The sequence below is a fragment of the Mycobacterium sp. Soil_C_30 genome, assembly GCF_057656995.1.
Map to the genome: position 1 here is coordinate 41,931 of NZ_JBDGJH010000005.1, position 20,514 is coordinate 62,444.

General features: G+C 63.6%; 28 protein-coding genes and 3 tRNA genes. 13 read left to right on the forward strand and 18 right to left on the reverse strand.

What is annotated here, in order from left to right; genetic code table 11:
* Positions 1 to 162: 162 nt before the first annotated feature.
* On the reverse strand, positions 163 to 564 hold the full coding sequence (locus AC3A6P_RS10830) for a hypothetical protein (protein WP_487691493.1): 402 nt from the start codon (positions 562 to 564) through the stop codon (positions 163 to 165).
* Positions 565 to 1,646: 1,082 nt separating this feature from the next.
* On the opposite strand from AC3A6P_RS10830, the gene AC3A6P_RS10835 reads away from it, so the two are divergent.
* Entirely contained in the window at positions 1,647 to 2,651 is a 1,005-nt protein-coding gene (locus tag AC3A6P_RS10835; protein ID WP_487691494.1) for an endonuclease/exonuclease/phosphatase family protein, read from the forward strand.
* Between the two features lie 58 nt (positions 2,652 to 2,709).
* Here AC3A6P_RS10835 and rplA read toward each other — a convergent pair whose 3' ends face one another.
* The 13 genes from rplA to AC3A6P_RS10900 all read right to left on the reverse strand — a co-directional run bounded on the left by rplA (position 2,710) and on the right by AC3A6P_RS10900 (position 9,286).
* The gene (gene rplA, locus AC3A6P_RS10840; RefSeq protein WP_487691495.1) at positions 2,710 to 3,420 is read right to left on the reverse strand and encodes a 50S ribosomal protein L1; all 711 of its coding nucleotides are present in this window, start codon (positions 3,418 to 3,420) and stop codon (positions 2,710 to 2,712) included.
* Positions 3,421 to 3,584: 164 nt separating this feature from the next.
* Entirely contained in the window at positions 3,585 to 4,013 is a 429-nt protein-coding gene (rplK, locus tag AC3A6P_RS10845; RefSeq protein ID WP_011895939.1) for a 50S ribosomal protein L11, read from the reverse strand.
* A gap of 27 nt (positions 4,014 to 4,040) precedes the next feature.
* Positions 4,041 to 4,841 (reverse strand): transcription termination/antitermination protein NusG, encoded by an 801-nt coding sequence (gene nusG / locus AC3A6P_RS10850; RefSeq protein ID WP_487691496.1) that lies wholly within the window; start codon positions 4,839 to 4,841, stop codon positions 4,041 to 4,043.
* A 64-nt stretch (positions 4,842 to 4,905) separates the two neighbouring features.
* On the reverse strand, positions 4,906 to 5,355 hold the full coding sequence (gene secE / locus AC3A6P_RS10855) for a preprotein translocase subunit SecE (protein WP_487691497.1): 450 nt from the start codon (positions 5,353 to 5,355) through the stop codon (positions 4,906 to 4,908).
* Positions 5,356 to 5,450: 95 nt separating this feature from the next.
* Positions 5,451 to 5,523 (reverse strand) — tRNA-Trp (locus AC3A6P_RS10860).
* 140 nt (positions 5,524 to 5,663) lie between these two features.
* Positions 5,664 to 6,167: a (3R)-hydroxyacyl-ACP dehydratase subunit HadC gene (gene hadC, locus AC3A6P_RS10865; RefSeq protein ID WP_487691498.1), complete on the reverse strand. Its 504-nt coding sequence runs from the start codon at positions 6,165 to 6,167 to the stop codon at positions 5,664 to 5,666.
* Between the two features lie 3 nt (positions 6,168 to 6,170).
* Positions 6,171 to 6,599, reverse strand: a complete 429-nt coding sequence (gene hadB, locus AC3A6P_RS10870; RefSeq protein WP_487691499.1) for a (3R)-hydroxyacyl-ACP dehydratase subunit HadB — start codon at positions 6,597 to 6,599, stop codon at positions 6,171 to 6,173.
* Complete coding sequence (hadA, locus tag AC3A6P_RS10875) at positions 6,586 to 7,038, reverse strand: (3R)-hydroxyacyl-ACP dehydratase subunit HadA (RefSeq protein ID WP_487691923.1); 453 nt, start codon at positions 7,036 to 7,038, stop codon at positions 6,586 to 6,588. Before hadA ends, hadB begins: the two co-directional genes overlap by 14 nt.
* Before the next feature lie 96 nt (positions 7,039 to 7,134).
* On the reverse strand, positions 7,135 to 7,302 hold the full coding sequence (rpmG, locus tag AC3A6P_RS10880) for a 50S ribosomal protein L33 (protein WP_068915518.1): 168 nt from the start codon (positions 7,300 to 7,302) through the stop codon (positions 7,135 to 7,137).
* Between the two features lie 35 nt (positions 7,303 to 7,337).
* Positions 7,338 to 7,411: transfer RNA gene (locus AC3A6P_RS10885), tRNA-Met, on the reverse strand.
* Between the two features lie 36 nt (positions 7,412 to 7,447).
* A tRNA-Thr gene (locus AC3A6P_RS10890) sits at positions 7,448 to 7,520 on the reverse strand.
* A 132-nt stretch (positions 7,521 to 7,652) separates the two neighbouring features.
* Positions 7,653 to 8,840, reverse strand: coding sequence for a globin domain-containing protein (locus AC3A6P_RS10895; protein WP_487691500.1), 1,188 nt, complete (start codon positions 8,838 to 8,840; stop codon positions 7,653 to 7,655).
* Positions 8,837 to 9,286: an Rrf2 family transcriptional regulator gene (locus AC3A6P_RS10900; protein WP_487691501.1), complete on the reverse strand. Its 450-nt coding sequence runs from the start codon at positions 9,284 to 9,286 to the stop codon at positions 8,837 to 8,839. Before AC3A6P_RS10900 ends, AC3A6P_RS10895 begins: the two co-directional genes overlap by 4 nt.
* Positions 9,287 to 9,410: 124 nt before the next feature.
* Between AC3A6P_RS10900 and AC3A6P_RS10905 the strand changes: the two genes are divergently transcribed.
* From AC3A6P_RS10905 to AC3A6P_RS10920, 4 genes are all read left to right on the forward strand, one after another.
* Positions 9,411 to 10,133, forward strand: a complete 723-nt coding sequence (locus AC3A6P_RS10905) for an MBL fold metallo-hydrolase (protein ID WP_487691502.1) — start codon at positions 9,411 to 9,413, stop codon at positions 10,131 to 10,133.
* Between the two features lie 72 nt (positions 10,134 to 10,205).
* Positions 10,206 to 10,904 carry a crotonase/enoyl-CoA hydratase family protein gene (locus AC3A6P_RS10910; RefSeq protein ID WP_487691503.1) on the forward strand — a complete coding sequence of 233 codons (699 nt, stop codon included), beginning with the start codon at positions 10,206 to 10,208 and terminating at the stop codon, positions 10,902 to 10,904.
* Between the two features lie 2 nt (positions 10,905 to 10,906).
* Positions 10,907 to 11,506, forward strand: coding sequence for a TetR/AcrR family transcriptional regulator (locus AC3A6P_RS10915; RefSeq protein WP_487691504.1), 600 nt, complete (start codon positions 10,907 to 10,909; stop codon positions 11,504 to 11,506).
* A 192-nt stretch (positions 11,507 to 11,698) separates the two neighbouring features.
* Positions 11,699 to 12,070, forward strand: coding sequence for a hypothetical protein (locus AC3A6P_RS10920; protein WP_487691505.1), 372 nt, complete (start codon positions 11,699 to 11,701; stop codon positions 12,068 to 12,070).
* Positions 12,071 to 12,084: 14 nt separating this feature from the next.
* Here the strand turns inward: AC3A6P_RS10920 and AC3A6P_RS10925 are convergent, their stop codons facing one another.
* A complete protein-coding gene (locus tag AC3A6P_RS10925) occupies positions 12,085 to 12,540 on the reverse strand; it encodes a carboxymuconolactone decarboxylase family protein (protein ID WP_487691506.1) in 456 nt (151 codons plus the stop codon).
* 87 nt (positions 12,541 to 12,627) lie between these two features.
* Here AC3A6P_RS10925 and AC3A6P_RS10930 point away from each other — a divergent pair, with 87 nt between their 5' ends.
* Entirely contained in the window at positions 12,628 to 13,608 is a 981-nt protein-coding gene (locus AC3A6P_RS10930; RefSeq protein WP_487691507.1) for a pirin family protein, read from the forward strand.
* Positions 13,608 to 13,940 carry a GNAT family N-acetyltransferase gene (locus AC3A6P_RS10935; protein ID WP_487691508.1) on the forward strand — a complete coding sequence of 111 codons (333 nt, stop codon included), beginning with the start codon at positions 13,608 to 13,610 and terminating at the stop codon, positions 13,938 to 13,940. The genes AC3A6P_RS10930 and AC3A6P_RS10935 overlap by 1 nt, the downstream gene beginning before the upstream one ends.
* Positions 13,941 to 13,953: 13 nt before the next feature.
* Here AC3A6P_RS10935 and AC3A6P_RS10940 read toward each other — a convergent pair whose 3' ends face one another.
* From AC3A6P_RS10940 to AC3A6P_RS10950, 3 genes are all read right to left on the reverse strand, one after another.
* Positions 13,954 to 14,148 carry a hypothetical protein gene (locus AC3A6P_RS10940; RefSeq protein ID WP_487691509.1) on the reverse strand — a complete coding sequence of 65 codons (195 nt, stop codon included), beginning with the start codon at positions 14,146 to 14,148 and terminating at the stop codon, positions 13,954 to 13,956.
* A gap of 153 nt (positions 14,149 to 14,301) precedes the next feature.
* Positions 14,302 to 14,598 carry a protein UsfY gene (usfY, locus tag AC3A6P_RS10945; protein WP_487691510.1) on the reverse strand — a complete coding sequence of 99 codons (297 nt, stop codon included), beginning with the start codon at positions 14,596 to 14,598 and terminating at the stop codon, positions 14,302 to 14,304.
* A gap of 444 nt (positions 14,599 to 15,042) precedes the next feature.
* Positions 15,043 to 15,384 (reverse strand): hypothetical protein, encoded by a 342-nt coding sequence (locus tag AC3A6P_RS10950; protein WP_487691511.1) that lies wholly within the window; start codon positions 15,382 to 15,384, stop codon positions 15,043 to 15,045.
* Positions 15,385 to 15,959: 575 nt separating this feature from the next.
* On the opposite strand from AC3A6P_RS10950, the gene AC3A6P_RS10955 reads away from it, so the two are divergent.
* The 6 genes from AC3A6P_RS10955 (at position 15,960) to AC3A6P_RS10980 (ending at position 20,487) form a co-directional block, all read left to right on the forward strand.
* On the forward strand, positions 15,960 to 16,163 hold the full coding sequence (locus tag AC3A6P_RS10955) for a hypothetical protein (RefSeq protein WP_487691512.1): 204 nt from the start codon (positions 15,960 to 15,962) through the stop codon (positions 16,161 to 16,163).
* 336 nt (positions 16,164 to 16,499) lie between these two features.
* Entirely contained in the window at positions 16,500 to 16,865 is a 366-nt protein-coding gene (locus tag AC3A6P_RS10960; protein ID WP_487691513.1) for a PASTA domain-containing protein, read from the forward strand.
* A gap of 290 nt (positions 16,866 to 17,155) precedes the next feature.
* Positions 17,156 to 17,515: a hypothetical protein gene (locus tag AC3A6P_RS10965; protein WP_487691514.1), complete on the forward strand. Its 360-nt coding sequence runs from the start codon at positions 17,156 to 17,158 to the stop codon at positions 17,513 to 17,515.
* Between the two features lie 186 nt (positions 17,516 to 17,701).
* On the forward strand, positions 17,702 to 18,445 hold the full coding sequence (locus tag AC3A6P_RS10970; protein WP_487691925.1) for an SGNH/GDSL hydrolase family protein: 744 nt from the start codon (positions 17,702 to 17,704) through the stop codon (positions 18,443 to 18,445).
* Positions 18,446 to 19,308: 863 nt separating this feature from the next.
* The gene (locus tag AC3A6P_RS10975) at positions 19,309 to 19,551 is read left to right on the forward strand and encodes a hypothetical protein (RefSeq protein WP_487691515.1); all 243 of its coding nucleotides are present in this window, start codon (positions 19,309 to 19,311) and stop codon (positions 19,549 to 19,551) included.
* A 165-nt stretch (positions 19,552 to 19,716) separates the two neighbouring features.
* Entirely contained in the window at positions 19,717 to 20,487 is a 771-nt protein-coding gene (locus AC3A6P_RS10980; protein ID WP_487691516.1) for a polysaccharide lyase family protein, read from the forward strand.
* Positions 20,488 to 20,514 lie beyond the last annotated feature (27 nt).

Consider the following 20,514-nt stretch of genomic DNA (forward strand, 5'->3'; position numbering starts at 1 on the left):
GTCGAGAGAACATACTCAAATCAAAGATTCCCGTGTTCGGGTGTGGATCACGCTAAACCGCATCATCCACAACGGCGCCAAACTCGAAACGGCGCGACCCGTCGACTGACGGGCCGCGCCGTTTGAGACAGCAACAGACCAAGGTCGTGCTTGAGCTTCTATTTAGCCCGAGGTGCCGTAGGGGCCAACACGGAAAATCCGTGCGAACTCGTTGAGGGCCGTGGCAGCCAGACCAACCACGAACTCGCCAACCTGGTAGAACCATCCGGCGATCGGCTGGACGATGTTGGTCCAGATGAACTGGATCGGGTTGAAGTCGCTGATGGCACCAACGGCAGCGGCACCTGCGGTGTCAACGGCGGCGTTCAGGCCGGTCGGCACAGCGGGCAGGCTGCTGAGCTCGGAAGTAACGGAGCTGCCAATGCTCTGCGCGACAGGCGCGAAGGCCGGCGAGGCCTCGGCGATGGCCGGCGTAATGGTGGCAGCGGCAACGACCGCCACAGCTGCAGTGCCGACCTTGACCCTGGTCGAAGCCGAAGAAATTCTTGCGGCAATGGTGGACATTGTCCCCCCTCTTTTCACGGTTGTTTCCTGAGCGGACCCTCAGGTTGCTGTAAGCATCTCAGGCTCCGCGTATCCCGTCAAGGCGAACGGGCTGCTCACGACGTGTCCGGGAGGTTAAATCTAACGCCGCCAACGCGTGCGCACCGAAGTTTGCCGAGGAATCCAGCACCCCAGGGCACTTTCAGCAAAACGAGGCTACCCGGCAGCCTCTGGCGACATGCGGTTGCGCATCGGTGGCCGACGCCCACCTCTTTCCTGCGGTGACCGGCGTATACCTACCGGCCCTGCCCGTGAGAGCGATTGAGCCCAGCACGATGAACAAGTTTCATTACTGCCAGTCTGAGCCTGGGGTCGACGCGCTAGGCAGTTTTCAGCAACATGCGCGTTGCGCCCTTGGCCGCCCACTGTCGTGCTGTGAAGCTCGCTTACTTGTCGGCTGTTTGCGTATTGAAGGAGTGGACTGTGCGCGTGTCGACGCACACCCCCATGCAACTACTGGTCCCCGCGCGGCTCATTCGGGAGTAGAGGAGCCGCTTCGGCGCACTTACGAACTTCAAACGCGTATACGGGTGAACCGACGGTCGCTTTGGCACGGAGAGGTACGGGTCCGATGCCAATGAATTTCGATCCGCGGTCGCGGGCGCTAACTACACAGCGGCCGCCGCCCACGAGCCGCTTCTCGGTGGGCCGGCGCGCCCAACTGCACACTTGGTGTCAATTTTGCTGCTGGACAAGCCTGTCAGCGTAAGGTGTCACCGTGCGGGGTGATGTATGCATGTGCGGCCATGACCGCTCGGCCCATGAGCATTACAGGCGAGGTACCGAATGTTCACTGTGCGATTGCCCAAGGTATCGCCGGGACACGGCCCTGAACCGTCTCATCGTGAGAGTGACGCGCAAATAAGCTGGGTGGCTCGAACTCGTTGCAGCGCAACCCGTTCCACCCCAAGTTCCAGCCTGCCATCCACCAGTGGATCCTGTGCCCGCGTCTTTAGGTAGGTGATCGCACGGCGATGTGCACGCCAAGCCAACCCGCACCACCGCTGGTAGCCTGTCCGCAGTAGTTGGCGCACAGGGAGGACGTGCTGCTCTCGATGCGCAGACCTCGGGTTCTCTGGGCGATTCTTGCAGTTGTCGCAGTCCTCTCAGCCCTTGCCATTCAATTTGTCCGGGCGCAGCCGATCACCAATGTGCTCGAACTCGTTGTGGCTGTCGGCGCACCTTACATCTCTCTTGCGGTGGCGCTCTCAGGCGTTGCGCTAGCGCTGCTGTCACGCCGCGTGATTCTGTCTGTCGTCGCCGTGTGCGTCGCCGTGGCAGCGTTGGCGATCCAAGTGCCGTGGTACTACATCGGAAACTCCCCCGTTGCGGATAGCCCGGCCGGTGTCAGGGTGCTGTCATCGAATCTGCGTTTGGGACAGGCAGATCCATCCTCATTTGTTGCGATTGCCAAGCAGAACGCCGACGTGATCACCGTGTCAGAGCTGACGCCGAAGGCGGTTGAGAACTTCGAAAGCGCCGGAATTGCTTCAGACTTCCCGCATACGGTGCTGGCCCCTCGGCCAGGCGCCGGCGGGATCGGACTCTACAGCCGGTTTCCCCTGATCGCTGTCCCGCCGGGAAAACCCCGGGATTACAGCATGGCAGCGGCGCGTGTGGATGTCCCCGGCGTTCGGTTCGATCCCCTGGTGGCCAGCGTGCACGTCACCTCTCCGGTCGCGTCCAAGAGAAACACCGTGGACCAGTGGCGTATTGGGGTAGGCGCGATGAAGACGGCGATGGGCGCCTTCGCCGTCGCGACTGACCCCGGGGCAGTCATCGTCGCCGGTGATTTCAACAGCACTCCGGACGAACGCCAGTTTCGCGACCTGATGACCAACGGCTACCGCGATGCCGTCGAACAAACCGGAGCCGGCTTCGCACCGACGTTCCCGTCCCGCACATGGCATCCTCCGCTGCTGACGATCGATCACGTGATCACCAGAAATGCTGCGGCAGAGTCGATCAAGACGGTGTTCATCCCCGGCTCCGACCACCGAGCACTGCTGGCAACCGTCAACGTGCCGCTGGATCCCACCGCCTCCTGAGACGACGAGACCCTCGATGCGACAAGCGCATCGAGGGTCTCGTGGGCAGATTGTGTTCTTACGCTTCTTCGGTGAAGTTGCGCGTGACGGCCGGGTCCACCGGGATGCCGGGGCCGGTGGTGGTTGAGACGGTGACCTTCTTCAGGTAGCGGCCCTTCGACGACGACGGCTTGGCCCGCAGGATCTCGTCCAGCGCGGCGCCGTAGTTCTCGGCCAGCTTCTTCTCGTCGAAGGAGGCTTTGCCGATGACGAAGTGCAGGTTGGCCTGCTTGTCGACGCGGAAGTTGATCTTGCCGCCCTTGATGTCCTGGACGGCCTTGGCCACGTCGGCGGTCACGGTGCCGGTCTTGGGGTTCGGCATCAGACCACGGGGGCCGAGCACGCGGGCGATGCGGCCCACTTTGGCCATCTGATCGGGGGTGGCGATCGCGGCGTCGAAGTCCAGGAAGCCGCCCTGGATCTTTTCGATCAGGTCGTCGCTGCCCACCACGTCGGCGCCGGCGGCAGTGGCCTGCTCGGCCTTGTCGCCCACGGCGAACACCGCGACGCGGGCGGTCTTGCCGGTGCCGTTGGGCAGGTTCACGGTGCCACGGACCATCTGATCGGCCTTGCGGGGATCCACACCGAGGCGGATCGCGACCTCGACGGTGGCGTCCTGCTTCTTCGACGAGGTTTCCTTGGCCAGCTTCGCGGCTTCCAGCGGGCTGTAGAGCTTGGTCTTGTCGACCTTCTCGGCCGCTTCGCGATATGCCTTGCTGTTCTTGCTCATTGATGTCTCCAGTTCAGAGTGTGTGGTTTGCGGGCCGATGCCAGCCCTCCCACAAATTGCGGGGTTACTACTGCGACGACTTACTCGACCGTATTTCTGGGCCGATCCGTTCTGCGAGTTTGTCGGCTGGGGCTCATTCTTCGCCCCGCCTCCTCACTCTTGAACTACTCGACCGTGATGCCCATGGAGCGGGCGGTGCCGGCGATGATCTTGGCGGCCTGGTCGATGTCGTTGGCGTTGAGATCTTCCTTCTTGGTCTCGGCGATCTCACGCACCTGATCCCAGGTGACCTTGGCGACCTTGGTCTTGTGCGGCTCGCCGGATCCCTTGGGCACGCCGGCAGCCTTGAGCAGCAGCTTGGCAGCGGGCGGGGTCTTCAGGGCGAACGTGAAGCTGCGGTCCTCGTAGACGGTGATCTCCACGGGGATGACGTTGCCGCGCTGCGACTCGGTCGCGGCGTTGTACGCCTTGCAGAACTCCATGATGTTGACGCCGTGCTGACCGAGCGCGGGACCCACAGGCGGGGCAGGGTTGGCCTGACCAGCCTGGATCTGGAGCTTGATCAGCCCGGTGACCTTCTTCTTCGGGGGCATGCTGGGTGTTCCTTTTCTTTCTTGTCTTTAGATCTTGGCGACCTGGGTGAAGGTCAGTTCCACGGGTGTCTCGCGGCCGAAGATGGACACCAGCACCTTGAGCTTCTGCTGCTCGGCGTTGACCTCGCTGATCGACGCGGGCAGCGTGGCGAACGGACCGTCCATGACGGTGACCGATTCGCCGACCTCGTAATCGACCTCGATGACCGGGCGCTCGAGCGTGGCCTCGGTGGAGGCCGCGGCGGCGGCACCGCTGGTGGCCTTGGCCGGCTTCTTCGGCTGGCCCTGCGGCAGCAGGAACTTCACCACGTCGTTGAGCGACAGGGCCGTCGGGCGTGACGTCGCGCCCACGAAGCCGGTGACACCCGGGGTGTTGCGCACCGCAGACCAGGAGTCGTCGGTCAGGTCCATCCGCACCAGGATGTAGCCGGGCAGCACCTTGCGGTTGACCTGCTTGCGCTGGCCGTTCTTGATCTCGGTGACCTCTTCGGTGGGCACCTCGACCTGGAAGATGTAGTCGCCGACGTCGAGGTTCTGCACGCGGGTTTCGAGGTTGGCTTTCACCTTGTTCTCGTAGCCTGCGTAAGAGTGGATGACGTACCAGTCACCGGGCTTGCTGCGCAGCTCCCTCTTCAGGGTGACGGCCGGATCTTCATCCTCGTCCACCTCGGGGGCCTCGACGGCGTCTGCCGCACCCTCGGGCGCGGCGTCCTCGGTGGCCTCGACCGCGCCGGCGGTGTCGTCGGCCGGCGTCGCCGAGTCAGCGGCGTCGGTGGTCGTCGACTCGCCCGACTCAGCTGCGGGCTGGTCGCCCTCGAAGCTAGTCACGGTTGTCAGTCCTCTCTTACAGTTCAGCAGTTCCGGTGACGGTGACCGTCATGGTGCAACTCCGCTAGCCGAATACCAGCGAAATCAGCTTGCCCAGACCCAGGTCCACCCCGCTGATCAGCGCCACCATGAAGGCCAGGAACACCAGCACCACGGAGGTGTAGGTGACCATCTGCTTGCGGTTCGGCCAGATGACCTTGCGCAGCTCCGCCACCACCTGCTTGAGGTAGGTGACGACAAAGAGGAACGGATTCCGGGACGGGCCGTCGGCCGCGTCCTTTTTCGTCTTCGCCTTGGGCGCCTTGCCGGATCCATTGGTGCTGGCGTCGGTGTCGACCTCGGTCGACGGCTCGGCGTCAGCGGTATCGCCGGCCAGCGCCCGCTGACGCGAACGCTTGCCGGTTGGACGCTGCGGGGTCACTGTGCCCGTCGCCACCGCTCGGCCGCCCTGGTCACCGGTGTTCTGGTCCGTGGTGCCGTCGGCTGCGTCGGCGTTGTCGCGCTCGTCGCTCACCGCATGCTCCTTCGTGGTCCCTGTCTGGGAGGGCCCTGGTTCCCGTGTCGAACAGCTCGGGTTCCAGTGTCCACCATCTCGATTATTCAGTTGAGCAGGGGCGACAGGACTTGAACCTGCAACCTGCGGTTTTGGAGACCGCTGCTCTGCCAGTTGAGCTACGCCCCTTCGCGGGTTGGATTCCAACCCTCAAAGGTGGGGCTCCACATAACTCGCGCGCTACCCGAGTCGGTCAAACCGCCGGACAGCGCGCTTGGTTACAGGAGATATCCCGAGGTCCGAGTGTACAACGGGGTAATGGCTATCTACTAATCCGCTACTCGGGTGACTTGACCAGTGGCGATGTCGAACTTGATCTTCGCGGACGCTTCACCCTGCTGGCCCATCAAGGTGGTGAAGGCTTCCAGGATCGTCTCGCCGTGTTCGTCGAACAGGGTGTTCCGGGTGACGACGATATCGGCGCCGAAACGCTCGGTCACCGAGATCACTTCCATCACGGGAAAGAGCTTGTCGCCCACTTTGATCGGCTTGTGGTACAGGAACTGCTGATCCACCTGGACGATCTGCATGGTCTCGAAGCCGGTGTCGACCTTGCGGAAGAAGTCCTGCTGCACCAGCAGCGCGACGGTCGAGACGAAGGTCAAGGGCGCCAGCAGGCTGTCATGGCCCAGCGCGGCGGCTGCATCCTCGTCATAGAACGCCGCATCGTCGTTTTTGACCGCCCGGGCGAACTCACGGACCTTCTCCCGGCCCACGACGAAGTGATCGTCGTACTTGTGGACCATCCCGAGGATGTCAGTTTTGATGGCCATCCGTTATGCCAGCTTCGCTTTCGCCACCGCGCGCCCGAAGATCTTCTTGCCACCGGTGGTCGCGGTGAGCGCGATGGTGACCAACTTGTCTTCGGGGTCGACGGACTTGACCCGGCCGCTGAACACCAGCTCGGCGCCCTTGCCGTCGTTGGGCACCGGCACCACTGCGGTGAAGCGCACGTTGTACTCGGTGACCGCGCCGGGGTCACCCACCCAGGAAGAGACGAACCCGCCACCGAGCCCCATGGTGAGCATGCCGTGCGCGATCGCCACGTCCAGACCCACCAGCTGCGCGATTTCGTCATCCCAGTGGATGGGGTTCAGATCGCCGGAGACGCCGGCGTAATTCACCAGGTCCTGCCGGGTCAGCGGAATGACCTTCTCCGGCAGCACGTCGCCGACCTTGACCGAACTGAACTCACGCAGAGCCATCGTTGAAGCCACTCTCTCCGTTTTCTTCGCTACGCCCCGCAAGGGTGGTGTAGGACTCCTGAACTAACTCGCCGTCCTGATTCGAGATCAGAACCTTGGTGACGATGATGTCGGTGCCGTGAGCCTGCCGAACCGAATGCACGTACACATCGCTGTAGAGCTTGTCGCCCACCTGGATCGGCTTCAGGAATTTGAACTCCTGGTCCACCTGGACGATCTGCCGATCGGAGATGCCGATCTCAGCATCCTTGAAGAAAGCCAACTGCGAGGTGTATCCGAAGACGGAGACGAAAGTCAGCGGCGCCACCAGGCTGCTGTACCCGAGCTCCGCGGCGGCACTCTCCTCGAAGAACAAGGGATCGTCGTTCTTCACTGCGACGGCGTACTCGCGAATCTTCTCGCGCTCCACCTCGTAATGGTCGGGGTAGCGGTAATGCATCCCGACCAGGTTTCCGGACAACGGCACGGGTTGAACCTACCTAGATCGACTCAACAACAGTTAACGGGCCGACCACCCGGTCGACCCGTTAGGGAATCAGCGCGATTCGCGGTGACCCTGATGCTTGCCACAGTTCGGGCAGAACTTCTTCAGCTCCAGCCGATCGGGGTCGTTGCGGCGGTTCTTCTTGGTGATGTAGTTGCGGTGCTTGCACACCTCGCACGCCAAAGTGATCTTCGGCCGAACGTCAGTACTCGAGGCCACGATTCGTCCTTTTCCAACACGTCTTGTCTGTCTTGTAGCGGTGGGGAGGCTCGATCTCCCGACCTCACGATTATGAGTCGTGCGCTCTAACCAGCTGAGCTACACCGCCCCGATAGGCACGGGCGGCGCCGCCGCCGCGCTACCGAGCCCCCTAACGGAATCGAACCGTTGACCTTTTCCTTACCATGGAAACGCTCTACCGACTGAGCTAAGGGGGCCTGCACCCTCTGCAGCAGCGCACGCTGTTGCTCGGGCCTTAAAGAGGGTACAGCCTGGGACATTTAGACGCCAAACCGCTGGTCAACACCAGCGGCTTGGCGGCAAATGACCATTCGGGCTTCGGTGGTGGGCTACCCCAGCAGCCAGTCATTGGGCGAGAACAGCTCGCAGTGCACCCGCTCGGTCGGCAGGCCCCGGTCCACCAGTTGGGGACGCACCGCCTGGACGAAGCCGTCCGCCCCGCACAGATAGACGTGCGCGTCCTCGGGCAGGTCGATTCCGTCGAGCACCATGCGGCCCGCGTGGACGTTGGGCTCCCCCGCGGTCACCCCGTCCTCGTACCAAACGTTGAGGGTGGCATTCGGCAGGGCGTCGACGAGCTCATGCTGCCTCTCCCGCAGCGGATGAGCGCCGTCGCCCCGGTCGGCGTGCAGCACCTGCACCCGCGTCTCGGGTTGTTCAGCGGCGAGGTACTCCAGCAGGCCGATCATCGGCGTCACGCCGATACCCGCCGAGATCAACACCAGCGGTACCCCCCGGCGAGGGGTGGGCAGGTCCCCGAACGGCACGGTGACATCCAGCAGGTCCCCGACACGCAGGTTGGCCTGGATCCACTCCGAGACCTCACCGGCCGGCTTGACCGCGAAGGTCAGTTCGCCGCCATCGGCGTTCACCAGGCTGTACTGGCGTAACTGCCGCGCACCGTCGGGCAGCGTGACGCCCACCGAGACATATTGCCCGGGAAGGGTTTTGAACTGGTCGGCGCCGGCGACGGTGACCAGTACCGCCCCGGAAGGGTCATCGACTCGCCCGGTCACCCGCATCCGCCGGTACACATCACCGGGCTGCACTCCCGCGGCGGCGTAGAGATCGCGTTCCAGGGCGATCAACGTGTCCGCCATGATCCAGAACACCCGATCCCAGGCCGCGGCCACCTCCGCGGTCACCGTGTCCGCGCCCAGCACCTCGACGATGGCGGCGAAGAGATGCTCGTGGACGATCGAGTACTGATCGGCGGTGATACCCAGCGACGCGTGCTTGTGCCCGATCCGGGACAGCAGATCGGCCGGATGCGGCAGGCTGGGATCCACCAGATGAGCGGCGAAGGTGGCGATCGATGCGGCCAGCGCCCGCTGCTGCGCACCCTGGGCCTGATTGCCGCGGTTGAACAGATTGCGCAACAACTCCGGGTGCGCCTCGAACATCCGGCGATAGAACTCTGTTGTGATCTCGTCGATGTGCGCACCCACCAACGGCAATGTGGCCGTGATGGTTTCGGCGTACTGCGGCTGGAGTTCCTCGCGGGTGGAGGCGGTCATCGTGGATTCCTTTCCATCGGGGTGAGGCTCAAGAGTTGGAGCGCTGGAGTGCGCACCAGGTCTGTGACGGTGTAGCGGTCGAGTTCGGCGTAGAAGGCGTTCTTGGCGTCGGCGAGCGCGCGGCGCAGCCGGCACCCGGCGATCAGCGGGCAGAGTGCGGCGCCCTCGCAGTCGATGACCTCGCGATCGCCTTCCAGCTCGCGCACCAGCCACCCGATGGACGCGGCCCGGCCGGCATCGGTGAGCGACAGACCGCCCACCCTCCCCCGCCGGGCGTGCACCAACCCCAGGTCCACCAGCCGGGAAACGGCTTTGGCGATGTGGTTCTCTGAAGCGCCGGCACCGGCGGCAATGTGGCGGGTGGTGACCCGCTGCTCGCTGGTCTCGCCCGCGGCCAGCAACATCATGGCCCGCAACCCCAGGTCGGTGAATCGGGTGAGTTGCATGCTGGCGACGCTACTAATTGCGCATCGTACATGCGACTTTTCAGGCTGTGCCGTTAAACACCCCATGACGTGCGGTTTTTAGACCTGCGATAACGAGTCGTAGAGAGCCTTCTACGCTGGCCGAATGGCTTCCAGCGCAGATGACCGCCTCTACTTTCGCCAGCTCCTCTCCGGGCGGGACTTCGCCGCCGGCGACATGATCGCCACCCAGATGCGCAACTTCTCCTATCTGATCGGCGACAAAGAGACCAAGGATTGCGTCGTCGTCGACCCGGCGTACGCCGCCAACGACCTGCTCGACATCCTCGAGGCGGACGGCATGACACTCTCGGGCGTGCTGGTGACCCATCACCACCCCGACCACGTCGGCGGAACGATGATGGGTTTCACGCTCAAAGGCCTGGCCGAACTCCTGGAACGGCAGAACACCCCGGTTCACGTCAACACCCATGAGGCGCAGTGGGTTTCACGCATCACCGAGATCCCGCTGGGCGACCTGACGGCCCACGAACACGGTGACAAGGTGCATGTGGGCGCCGTGGAGATCGAACTGCTGCACACCCCCGGCCACACCCCGGGCAGCCAGTGCTTCCTGCTCGATGGTCGCCTGGTCGCGGGCGACACCCTGTTCCTGGACGGGTGCGGACGTACCGACTTCCCGGGCGGCAACGTCGACGACATGTTCCGCAGCCTGCAGCAGCTGGCCACCCTCAGCGGCGACCCTGTGGTTTTCCCGGGCCACTGGTACTCGGACGAGCCCAGCGCGCCACTGGAAAGCGTCAAACGCAACAACTACGTCTATCGCGCCTCCAGCCTGGACCAGTGGCGCACCCTGATGGGCGGCTGACATTCCTTGACGTTTCGGAACGCTGTTACGTAACGTCGCTTCGAAACGTCATCGGCACTCGGAGGAGCAGTCATGAGCGGCGCGGTCATCTATCGGCACGACGAGTCCATCGCGGTCATCACCCTCGACGACGGCAAAGCCAACGTCCTCGGGTTGGGCATGCAGCAAGCCATCAACGACGCACTGGACAATGCCGAACGCGATGACGTCGGCGCGGTGGTGATCGCCGGAAACCAGAAGGTGTTCAGCGGCGGATTCGACCTGAAGGTCTTTCAGTCCGGGGATGTCGACGCATCCGTGGCCATGCTGCAGGGCGGCTTCGAGCTGTCGCACCGACTCCTGTCGTTTCCACGCCCGGTGGTGATGGCCTGCACCGGCCACGCCATCGCGATGGGCGCCTTCCTGCTGGCCAGCGGCGATCACCGCATCGCCGCCCCCGGGTACAACATCCAAGCCAACGAAGTTGCCATCGGCATGGTGCTGCCGTACGCCGCGCTGGAGGTGATGAAGCTGCGCCTGACGCGGGCCGCCTATCAGCAGTCGGTGGGCCTGGCGAAGGTGTATTTCGGCGAAGCAGCGCTGGCAGCGGGCTGGATCGATGAGATCGCACTGCCGGAGGCGGTCTTGGAGCGCGCCGAGGAATCCGCGCGCGAGTTCGCCAAACTGCACCGCGGCGCGCACGCGGCGTCGAAACTGCGGGCCCGCGCCGAGGCGCTTGAGGGGATCCGCGCGGGTATCGACAACATGAAGGCCGAGTTCGGAATCAAGTAGCCGTGCCGCGGGCCAAGCAACGGACCCCGGAGTTACGCGAGCGCGTGCTGTCGGTGGCCGTGGAGGTGCTGAGCAAAGACGGCGTCTCGGGGCTCACCACCCGCCGGGTCGCCGAACGCGCGGGCACGTCGGTGCCGGCGGTTTATGAACTGTTCACCGACAAGGCGGGTTTGGTCCGCGAGGTCTACTTCGAGGGGTTCCAGCGACTGGGACGGGCGATGGCCGCGGTCCCCGAGACCGCCGACCCGGTCGCCGATCTGAAACACCTCATCCCGGTGTTCCGCCGGTTCTGCCTGAACTACCCGGCACTGGCCCGGGTCATGTTCTCGCGCCCCTTCCAGGATTTCGACCCCGGACCCGCCGAGCTCGCCGCCTCACCCAGTGTGCGAGACATCCTGATCCGCAAGGTCCAACGGTGCGTCGACGCCGGGCGATTGCACGGCAGCCCGGTCGACATCGCCCACGTCCTGTTGGCGTTGGCGCAAGGACTGGCCGTACAAGAAGGCGGCCGCTGGCTGGGGGCGACCCAGGAGTCGGTGGACCGCCGTTGGACGGTCGGGGTGGCAAGCGTGCTGCGCGGCTTTGCTGATCACGAGATGTGACCCCAACCCAAGCCTTCGAGGATTCTTAAAGGTCTCCAAAGTTACAGCAGTTCAACGCTTTTCACACGGTACTCCGCGAACCACTCGGCAACGCCCGCCAACTGGAAGAATTCAACTGGTAACGTTCGCCCCTCCTGCGCGATAGAACGAGGGACCAGACGATGGTCCGATGTGACGAAGGGGTATCTGTCGATGACTGCACACATGGGGGGCTTCGTGCTCAACGCCAAGAAGCTTGTTGCACTTGGCATCGGATCGGCCGCGGTGGCCGCAGCGTTCCTGAGCGTGAGCGCCGCCACCGCCAGCGCCGAGGTCCGCGAGGTCGCCCCCCGCCCCAACGTCACCAGCCGCCAGGCCACCGTCATCGACCAGAACGCACTGCGCCGCACCGCACAGGGTGAGGCCCGGGGACAGTGGGAGAACCGTTCGGCAGACGGCGGCGGAGTCCGCGCCCAGGGCGAAGTCCGAGACAGCGTAAAGGCGGTGGTGGGCACCAGGTCCGCTCCGTTCGGCGTGCGCCAGAATGGCGAGTTCCGCCAGGGCGCACCTATCGGCAGCTGGTGACCAGCCGCCTCTGACTACGGTTTGACCGGGTGTCGACTCAGAATCGACACCCGGTTGAACGCGTTGATGGCGATGGCCACCCAGACCACCGCTGACACTTCCCCATCGGTCAAAACCGCACGGGCACGGCCATATTCACGTTCGGCAGTGTCATGATCGGGCAGCGTCGTGGTGATTTCGGCCAGCCGCAAAGCGGCCTGTTCCCGGGCGTCGAACAGTTCGGTGTCGCGCCACTGTGACACCGTGGCAAGCTGCCGGGAGCTCACACCGGCGGCCGCGGCCTTACGGACATGGACGTCCAGGCAGGTGGCGCAGCCGTTGATCTGCGACACCCGGACATTGATCAATTCCACGAGTGTGCGGGGTAGCCCGTTGTCTTTGGCTGCGGCGCTCACTGCCGTCGCGACCCCAACGGCTGCCCGGTAAGCATCCGGCGCCGCTTTGTCGATCAACACATGCTTGGTGTCCATCGCCCGCCTTCGAGTTGGCCCGCTCGCGCGCGGGTAGGGTCGACCTGTGGCGTCGATGGTAGCCAGCCCCCAGCGGGTGAACGTCCGATGAGCAATCTCGACACGGCTCCCGTCGAGGTGGATTGCACAGCCGGACCCAGCAGCGGGATCGAGATTCTCGAGCCGCGCGACGTGCCGCTGGGTGGCCCCCGCGCCATGCGGGTGCGCCGGACCTTGCCGCAGCGGCAGCGGTCGCTCATCGGCGCGTGGTGTTTCGCCGACCACTACGGACCCGACGATGTTCGCGGTGGCCCAGGCATGAACGTCCCGCCTCATCCCCACACCGGACTTCAAACCGTGAGCTGGCTGTTCGCCGGCGAAATCGAGCATCGGGACAGCAATGACGTCCACGCGATGGTGCATCCCGGTGAGCTGAATCTGATGACCGCCGGGGCCGGCATCTGCCATTCCGAGGTGTCTACCTCGGCCACCACGATCCTGCACGGGGTGCAGCTCTGGGTCGCGTTGCCGGATGGCGCTCGGGACACCCAGCGGCGCTTCGATCATTACGCGCCTGAGCCCGTGTCACGTGACGGCGCCACCTTGACGGTGTTCTTGGGCGAACTGGCGGGTCGACGCTCGCCGGTGTCCACTTTCACGCCCCTGCTCGGCGCACAGGTCGACCTGCCGGTGGGCGGCTCATTCACAGCTGAGATCGACCCGGCCTTCGAACATGGCCTGTTGCTCGACACGGGCAGCCTCGAGGCCGCCGGGCATCCGGTGGCCGTGGGCGAGATGGCATATCAAGGCACCGGTCACACGTCATTGGTGCTCACCAACATCGGGGACACCCCGGTGCGGGCGGTGCTCCTCGGAGGGGAGCCCTTCACCGAGGAACTGCTGATGTGGTGGAACTTCGTGGGTCGCAGTCACGACGAGATCGCCGCCTTCCGCGAGGAATGGCAAGCGCAGTCGGCACGTTTCGGGGTGGTACACGGCTACGCAGGCGAGCCGGAATGGCTGCCTGCTCCCCCGCTGCCCACCACACGGCTCAAACCTCGACAGCCGCCCCGCCGGAAGGAAAGCTGATGGCACTCACGGACAAGACTGGCGCGCCGCTGGACATCGCGAAAGCCGAGGACAGGTTCGCGGTGTCGGTGGAGGGAACGCCAGTCGGACTGGCGGCGTTCCGTGACCGCGACGGGCAGCGGGTTTTCTTCCACACCGAGGTGGACGACCAGTTCGGCGGTCGTGGTATCGCCACGGTATTGGTCCGTGAAGCGTTGGTCGCCACCCGGGCAGAAGGCCTGCGGATCGTCGCAGTGTGCCCGCTGGTGTCGGCCTACGTCAAAAAGCACCACGAGTTCGATGACATCGTGGACCGGCCGACGCGCGACATCATGCGCTGGCTGGAAAGTTAGCGCGCCGCTCGTCTCAAACGATCAGCGCTGCGAACACCGCCCCGGTGAGGATGGTGATGATGAGCGCCACGGTGGTCTCCCCGGCCAGCATCGCGACCACCACGGCCGTGATGGCTCCCAGAGCCAGAACGAAAAGCAGAGCGTGCAGAACGCTCTTGAGGGAAAGGTGACCTCCGCCGGCCGGTCGCAGTGCGGCGGGGGGATGCATCAGCGGACCTTGTGCACTGACCATGGCAAGCCCTCTTTCGTTGTGGCGAGAAACACAGTTTAGCGATTTATGTGACGAACGCCACAATATGTTGACGGCCTAAATGTGTTCGTGTCGGACCGACCGGCAAGTCGGTCATGTTCAGCCGCGCCGTTACAGATGCGGGCGCGGATGTTCAGCCATCCACCGACGCTCCACCCGTTTCACCCGCTGATGCTCGAGCGTGATCAGCAGCGCTCCGGCGGTGACCAGCGCCCCAGCCACCAGCCCAAGGATCAGCGGCCAGCCGTCGCGGCTGTACGCAGTGGCGGCGACAGTTCCGGCGATGGCGATGATTCCGAGCGCCAACAGAAACAACCCGGGCCACCACAGCGTGTCGATGAAGGATTCGCCAGCGTGTGGCTGGGTGGTCCGTGCGTGGTCGATCGGGTCGTGGAATGCGCCTTTCATTCCCATCTCCCTCCGCTAGAGATGCTTCGAGGCTACGCCTTTTGTGATGTGAATCACATAGAGCGGAGGCGCCTATAAGCGGTGTCAGTAGCTGGGCGCAGCAAGCAGCGATAGCCCGCTCCACGTAGGGTTGTTGCGTATGACGAGGTACGTGACGCGAGTGGTGCTTAGCCGCGCTGACGAGCCAACACGTCGAGATGTCAGCTCGGCTGCGGGTCGTGAACTTTTCTGCGTCTCGTGGACTCTCAGCAAATCCGGTTGCAGCGATCAGGACTTCACGCAGTCGCATCACACGCTCTGCTCGGCTCAGGCGCACGCCACCAAGCTGCTGCAGCGCCTACCGCTCGGCGCGTCGATCGGCGACGTCTACCGAGAGAGTCTCGAAGACGACGCGCCACCACGAGCGCGCACCGCGGCGGAACGCTGCGTGTGCGGTCATCCTTCTCATCCGAGCGGGTTCTGCTCGTGCGGCTGTTCGATCAGCGAGACCGACAACGGACGCGATGCAACTGCACGCACCACCACGCCTTCACGCTGACCGCTCTTGCATGCCCGAGGCCCGAAGCCGCCGTCATGCCCGCGCTGCTGCGTCCTGGTCACCGAGGTGCGGCTGGCGTCTCCGGCCCTTAACACCTGGCCCCGGAGGCGGCGGTTCGGACTCGATCCGGATACCGGATCGTTCACGGCCTCGCCATGCTGTACGCGCTGATCGTCAATGGCGTCAGCCGGACGCATGAAGAGTTGCGCTTGCCCATGCGTTCGTCGCGACAGCACAACCAAAGGCACCAGCGCCGACCGCCAACCCGACTTCGATCGAGCAGCAGTTCTACCTTGTGTGGCCCGCGTTGCTTCGTGCGCTAGGTCTGCTGGCAATCCACACGAGTCGGGGGCGGCAGTTACGGGTTACGGGCGGCGCCATCGCAGTGCCGACTGCCGCGTCATTGGCCTGGGTGATCTACGAGTCCGCCACCTCTCCGGCGTGGGCTTACTTCAGCACCTTCGCACGACTGTGGGGGTTCGGAGTCGGCGCACTTCTCGCCGTTGCGAGCGGATTGCTCGCACGTTTACCAAACTGCTCAAACCGCTACTGTCGTGGACGTGGCTGGGACTCATTGGCACGAGTGTTGTTCTCTCGCAGAACTTTCCACTGAAACACCTGGCTCCCTGTACGTTCCTGCCGGTGGCCGGAGCACGTTGGTAATCGCGGCCGGCACCGGGGGCGAGCCACAATCCCAAGGCTTCCTGCGCACCTGTGCCAGCACCTACATCGACAATCTCTCTGACTCGAGTACCTGGTGCACTGGCCGGCGATTGTGCTCATCGGATCGCTGCTGGCGATACACCACCTCATTTGAAACCCATTGCGCGAGGCCGATTCCAGCAAGATTCGCGAAACCCGTCGCGCGATCAGGGAGGGCGTTTACACCGTTGAGCGTTCAAGCAAGGTCGGGGTGGTGGCCGCCCTCGTGTTGTTGACAATCGGGCTGATCGCGTATGCCGCTCGGCCGGACGCATACGAACCGTCAACGCCGGCTCCGGTGGAGCAGGTCAACCCGCTGCTGTAGCCGGCTTGCCGCGGGGCGGAATACACAGTTTGCACCGCGAGTTGTGGCCAACGGATACAGACGGCGTATCTCCGGGTCTTCCGGTTGTTCCTGCTATGTCGCTGTGAGGATGCTGCATGCGCCGTGCCGGCTCCCACAGTGGTTGACAAGCTTGTTCACAGCACACACCACTGGTATTTGCAGCTACACGGTTGACAACCTCTGCTCATCGCAACGCTACGGCGTCGTAGCAGCTCTGCGAGGCATTGAGTCACTCGGCAACCGTTGAGTGGCAACACATTCGATGATCAGACCGGTCACCACGGGCTGCCTCGACCCACAGCAACAGGAACTCACATGAAGAAACATCTCACCATCGCTGCCGGCGCCGTTGCCCTGCTTCTCCCCGCAGCCATCGGACTCGCCGGGCCGGCGCAGGCAGCCCAAGCCTTCAAGATGCCGTCGATCGACGGCATGAACCTGCAGGAGGCCGAGGATGCGGTGTCCGCCGCAGCCAAGGGCCTACCCGTGGACATGCACTCGCACAACATCTCTGGCATGGCGCAGAAGCAACTCAGCCTCACCGACTGGCTGGTCTGCGATCAGGTGCCCTCTGCCGGAACGATGGTCAGCGCCTCAACCGACGTCGATTTCGGGGTCGTGCGCGAATTCGACGCGGCACGCAACACCCTGGACCCGATGGTGGCCGACGCCTGCAAGTAACCGTGAGCGACTGTGCCCGCGCCGGAACCTTTTGGCGCGGGCACAGTCGCGAGCAATGGCCCGATAGCGCTTTGCCATATTCACGCACGGCTGCGTACACGTAGCGGAGAAGTCGCCTCACTTGACCTCAGTAGCTAACTGCGACAACAACAATCGCAGAAACCAGAGCCGCTGCAGCGTTACCATAACGTGACCAGACTCCCGTTTAAGCTGGGCGCCACTGGCGTGTGCAGCTAAGCGGAGCTTCCTCTAATCCGATACGTTGGCCTCTCAATCACGAGAGGACCAGAGTGAGAACACGCACTGCAGCCGTCGTCAGCGCCCTCGCGATCGCACCCCTGTTGATCGCGAGCCCAGCCGCCGCGGAACCGGCGCCCACCGCGACGATCACCAGGACAGCCGCCCCGACCCCCACCTTCACCATGCCGTCGGTGACTGGCGTGACCCTCGCCAAGGCCCTGGACACCATCACCGCCATCTCGCCGACGACGCAGTTCCGCCTCAATGTCACCCAGATGGGCGGTGAGGCCACTCAGATTCAGAGCCCGGGTAGCTGGGTGGTCTGCCGCCAATCACCGGCAGACGGAGGCAGGCTCACCGCCCGAACGTCGATCACCCTTCGCGTGGAGCGTCCCTGGTACGGCTGCTGAGCTCTCCACTTCCAACGGCGAACTACGGCTTCATTGAGGGGCCTCATTGTGTTGTGTTACACCGAGGGCGAGTTCGAGGCTCCCCCGCAATAGGGACGTCGAGTCTATGACGACATCCGAACCAACGCGTTGGAACTTAATAACCATGACGGCACGACAGCCGTTCAGCAGCCGGGCGCGCCCTCAATGAGGTGCCGTAGACTCGCGCAGATTCTCAAAGGGGGCGTAAACGTGCGTACCGTGGCAATCGTTACGGCTCTGATCGCCATTTTGGCGGGATGCCAATTACACGAACCTCCGGAATATACGTCGCGATACACGTCACCCCCACCCCCGCCGCCACACACATACGTCGCCGTCATTGGGGATACGTATACGGCCGCCTCGGAGTTCGGGGGCCGGGGCCAGCGCGGCTGGCCGCTTATTGCCGCATCGCAGCTTCGACAACAGGGGCTCGATGTGAAGGTGACCAATGGATCCCAGGCAGGATCCGGTTACGCTGACCCCAATTTCAGGGGAGTCACATTCGCCAGCCAAGTCTCGCGGAGCGTCGGATCGGACACCAAACTCGTCGTTCTTTTTGGCGCTCGCAGCGACGACAAGGTTCCAGGCCCCGTCCTCATACCTGCGGTCCGTTCCACATTGGCTCAGGTCCGTGCGACCGCGCCGACCGCGCAACTGATAGTGGTAGGCCCGGCATGGGCTGACTCGACGCCGCCGCCTGGAATTCTTCACGCAAGAGACGTCCTCAGAAGCCAGGCTGCAACTGTTGGAGCTGTCTTCGTCGATCCAATAGCCGAAGGGTGGTTTGTGAACCAGCCGGGTTTGATATCCCCTGATGGCGCGCATCCCACCGACCAGGGACACGAATTCATCGCCAGCCGACTTACGCCCCTGATGGCGCAACAGATTTCGGCGCACAAGCCGTGAGCAGCTAGCTAGTCCTAGGTACAACCGGCCCGTGCGGCAATAACTACTGCCCGCACCTCATTGCTTTCTTTCAGAGCCGTTAGATTCGCCGCGACGACGATGATGAACGACTCATCGAATTAGTTCGACACACACGCACGCTCGCCTACCGCCCTGGAGGAGGTAGGTGCGTTAACTTGAACACAATGAGCTCGCTTAGCGTCTAGACCGTCCCGTGTCTGAGCGCATAGCGAAGCGTACGCTGCGATAAATAACCATCGGCAGATCGAGACCACAACGTTGAATCGCAAGGTATCCGACCGCATTGAGCACTCGCGCGTTTCGGTTCGCCATTCCATCAGGCGTAGATGAGCCTCTGCCATCGACGCTCGGAGTAGACGACTGGGTCGTCCTCCATCTTGTTCGCGCACTTGGAAGGTTCGTGCGACCTAGCGACGCCCAAAACGCAGTTATGTAACAGTGCGACCCGGCCCCCAAGGGCACCTACTCCGCCCACGCTCGTTCTGTAGTGACATTAAATGAGCAGACCCTCTTGACCAGCCACGCGGACGAGACTCGGCTGTCTGTGAGCCCCTGCAGTGCGTCTCTCGGAGCTATTAGACGGCACAGAGCGTCGAGCGCCGGGCTTGGCGGAATCTCGCCCAATAGTGGCACTGAGGCTCAAACACATCAGGCCCCTCTTTCGAGGGGCCTGAATACTGCATGGCAGGTACAGGATACGAACCTGTGTAGGCGTTAGCCGACGGATTTACAGTCCGAGATAGAGGTCGTGCGATAGTCCGGGCTCTCGCAGCGCTCAGCTCCCATTGGTCGAGCACAATGGCCAGCAGGGGTGCCTCAGCTCCGGTCCTATCCTGGCGTCCATGCTGACCTACGTGACTCGGATTGGGGTGACCCAGGTCGATGACTACGACCCGGCGGCGCACGACCTCACCACCGCGCCGGGCAGCCAGGTGCGGATCGTGGAGTGGACGAAGAGTGCCGGCCCGATGCGGGAGTTCAGGATGCCGCAGCCGTCAATAGCGGCGGCGCGGCGGCTGACGATGAACCTGCTGAAGATGCGGCCACCGGACAAGTCTGCAAATACTGCGCGGCCCGCGGCATAGAGCTTTGACTGAAGTGGGGGCCGTCGGGTCGTTTCGTCGCCGCTCCTCCTGGCATAGGTACTCTGCTGATTGCTGATACGTGTCGCCCACTCGGGCAAACAACGACGTCCACGGCCTCGGCGAATTCCTTAGGTCAACCAACAGCTGAGCAGCAGGTGAAGAGAGATGAGCACCTCCAGAAGAGCGATTCTTGGGGCTGCGGTCGCCGGCGCGGCGACCGTTGCACTCCCGCCCCCGGCACACGCAGCGGAAGATTGGAAGCTGCGCTGGTCACCCACCGCCGGTGAGGCCGGCATGGCGGGCTGGGAGCGGATCCTCGACGACTTTGCCAATTCCCACCCGGCCGGTGGGCCGCATATCTACACCGAGGGTGACAACTGGCGGTTCAACATGCACACCGTCGATCGTGACACCATGACGGACCGCCAGCGCCAAGAGGTACAGGGCTGCCGCACCGGCGATTCATCTCTAAATTGGTCGCGTGGCGAGACCTGGCGCATCACCTATTCGATGTATCTGCCCAGCTCACTCAAGGCGACCACCGGCTTTACCCACGTCATGCAGATGAAACAGAACTCCGGATTTCCGGTCGCCGTGCTCACCCTGCGTCGCGACAACGACGTCCCGACGATCGCGCTGCACTGCTACAGTGCCGACTCCACGATTGGGAGTACACCTCTGGAGCCGCTGTACGACAAATGGACCGATGTCGACTTCCGGATAAAGCTCGGCAACAAGAAGTCAGGCTCCATTCGCTTCATCCTCAACAGCGGTGGCACCCGCATCGACGCAGCGAGGAGCGGTATCGACACCTTGTTCCTGAACAGCCGGGTGTTCCCGAGGTGGGGTATCTACCGTTCTCTAGATGACACTTCCGGCTCGCTGCAGGACTGCTACATGCTCCTGACCAACCCCCGCGCATACCAGCTAGTCTGAAGGCGGTTCGAGCACGGCGCCGGTGAC

Bases quoted from the DNA above. Each gene is read 5' to 3' on its own strand.
- rplK (WP_011895939.1), bottom strand. From the start codon at position 4,013: ATGCCCCCGAAGAAGAAGGTCACCGGGCTGATCAAGCTCCAGATCCAG.
- AC3A6P_RS10920 (WP_487691505.1), top strand. From the start codon at position 11,699: ATGACTGCACACATGGGGGGCTTCGTGCTCAACGCCAAGAAGCTTGTT.
- AC3A6P_RS10980 (WP_487691516.1), top strand. From the start codon at position 19,717: ATGAGCACCTCCAGAAGAGCGATTCTTGGGGCTGCGGTCGCCGGCGCG.
- AC3A6P_RS10900 (WP_487691501.1), bottom strand. From the start codon at position 9,286: ATGCAACTCACCCGATTCACCGACCTGGGGTTGCGGGCCATGATGTTG.
- AC3A6P_RS10910 (WP_487691503.1), top strand. From the start codon at position 10,206: ATGAGCGGCGCGGTCATCTATCGGCACGACGAGTCCATCGCGGTCATC.
- usfY (WP_487691510.1), bottom strand. From the start codon at position 14,598: ATGAAAGGCGCATTCCACGACCCGATCGACCACGCACGGACCACCCAG.
- hadC (WP_487691498.1), bottom strand. From the start codon at position 6,167: ATGGCCATCAAAACTGACATCCTCGGGATGGTCCACAAGTACGACGAT.
- AC3A6P_RS10925 (WP_487691506.1), bottom strand. From the start codon at position 12,540: ATGGACACCAAGCATGTGTTGATCGACAAAGCGGCGCCGGATGCTTAC.
- AC3A6P_RS10935 (WP_487691508.1), top strand. From the start codon at position 13,608: ATGGCACTCACGGACAAGACTGGCGCGCCGCTGGACATCGCGAAAGCC.
- AC3A6P_RS10960 (WP_487691513.1), top strand. From the start codon at position 16,500: ATGAAGAAACATCTCACCATCGCTGCCGGCGCCGTTGCCCTGCTTCTC.
- rplA (WP_487691495.1), bottom strand. From the start codon at position 3,420: ATGAGCAAGAACAGCAAGGCATATCGCGAAGCGGCCGAGAAGGTCGAC.
- AC3A6P_RS10905 (WP_487691502.1), top strand. From the start codon at position 9,411: ATGGCTTCCAGCGCAGATGACCGCCTCTACTTTCGCCAGCTCCTCTCC.
- AC3A6P_RS10830 (WP_487691493.1), bottom strand. From the start codon at position 564: ATGTCCACCATTGCCGCAAGAATTTCTTCGGCTTCGACCAGGGTCAAG.
- hadB (WP_487691499.1), bottom strand. From the start codon at position 6,599: ATGGCTCTGCGTGAGTTCAGTTCGGTCAAGGTCGGCGACGTGCTGCCG.
- hadA (WP_487691923.1), bottom strand. From the start codon at position 7,038: ATGCATTACCGCTACCCCGACCATTACGAGGTGGAGCGCGAGAAGATT.
- AC3A6P_RS10970 (WP_487691925.1), top strand. From the start codon at position 17,702: ATGAGGTGCCGTAGACTCGCGCAGATTCTCAAAGGGGGCGTAAACGTG.
- AC3A6P_RS10975 (WP_487691515.1), top strand. From the start codon at position 19,309: ATGCTGACCTACGTGACTCGGATTGGGGTGACCCAGGTCGATGACTAC.
- AC3A6P_RS10940 (WP_487691509.1), bottom strand. From the start codon at position 14,148: ATGCATCCCCCCGCCGCACTGCGACCGGCCGGCGGAGGTCACCTTTCC.
- AC3A6P_RS10930 (WP_487691507.1), top strand. From the start codon at position 12,628: ATGAGCAATCTCGACACGGCTCCCGTCGAGGTGGATTGCACAGCCGGA.
- AC3A6P_RS10895 (WP_487691500.1), bottom strand. From the start codon at position 8,840: ATGACCGCCTCCACCCGCGAGGAACTCCAGCCGCAGTACGCCGAAACC.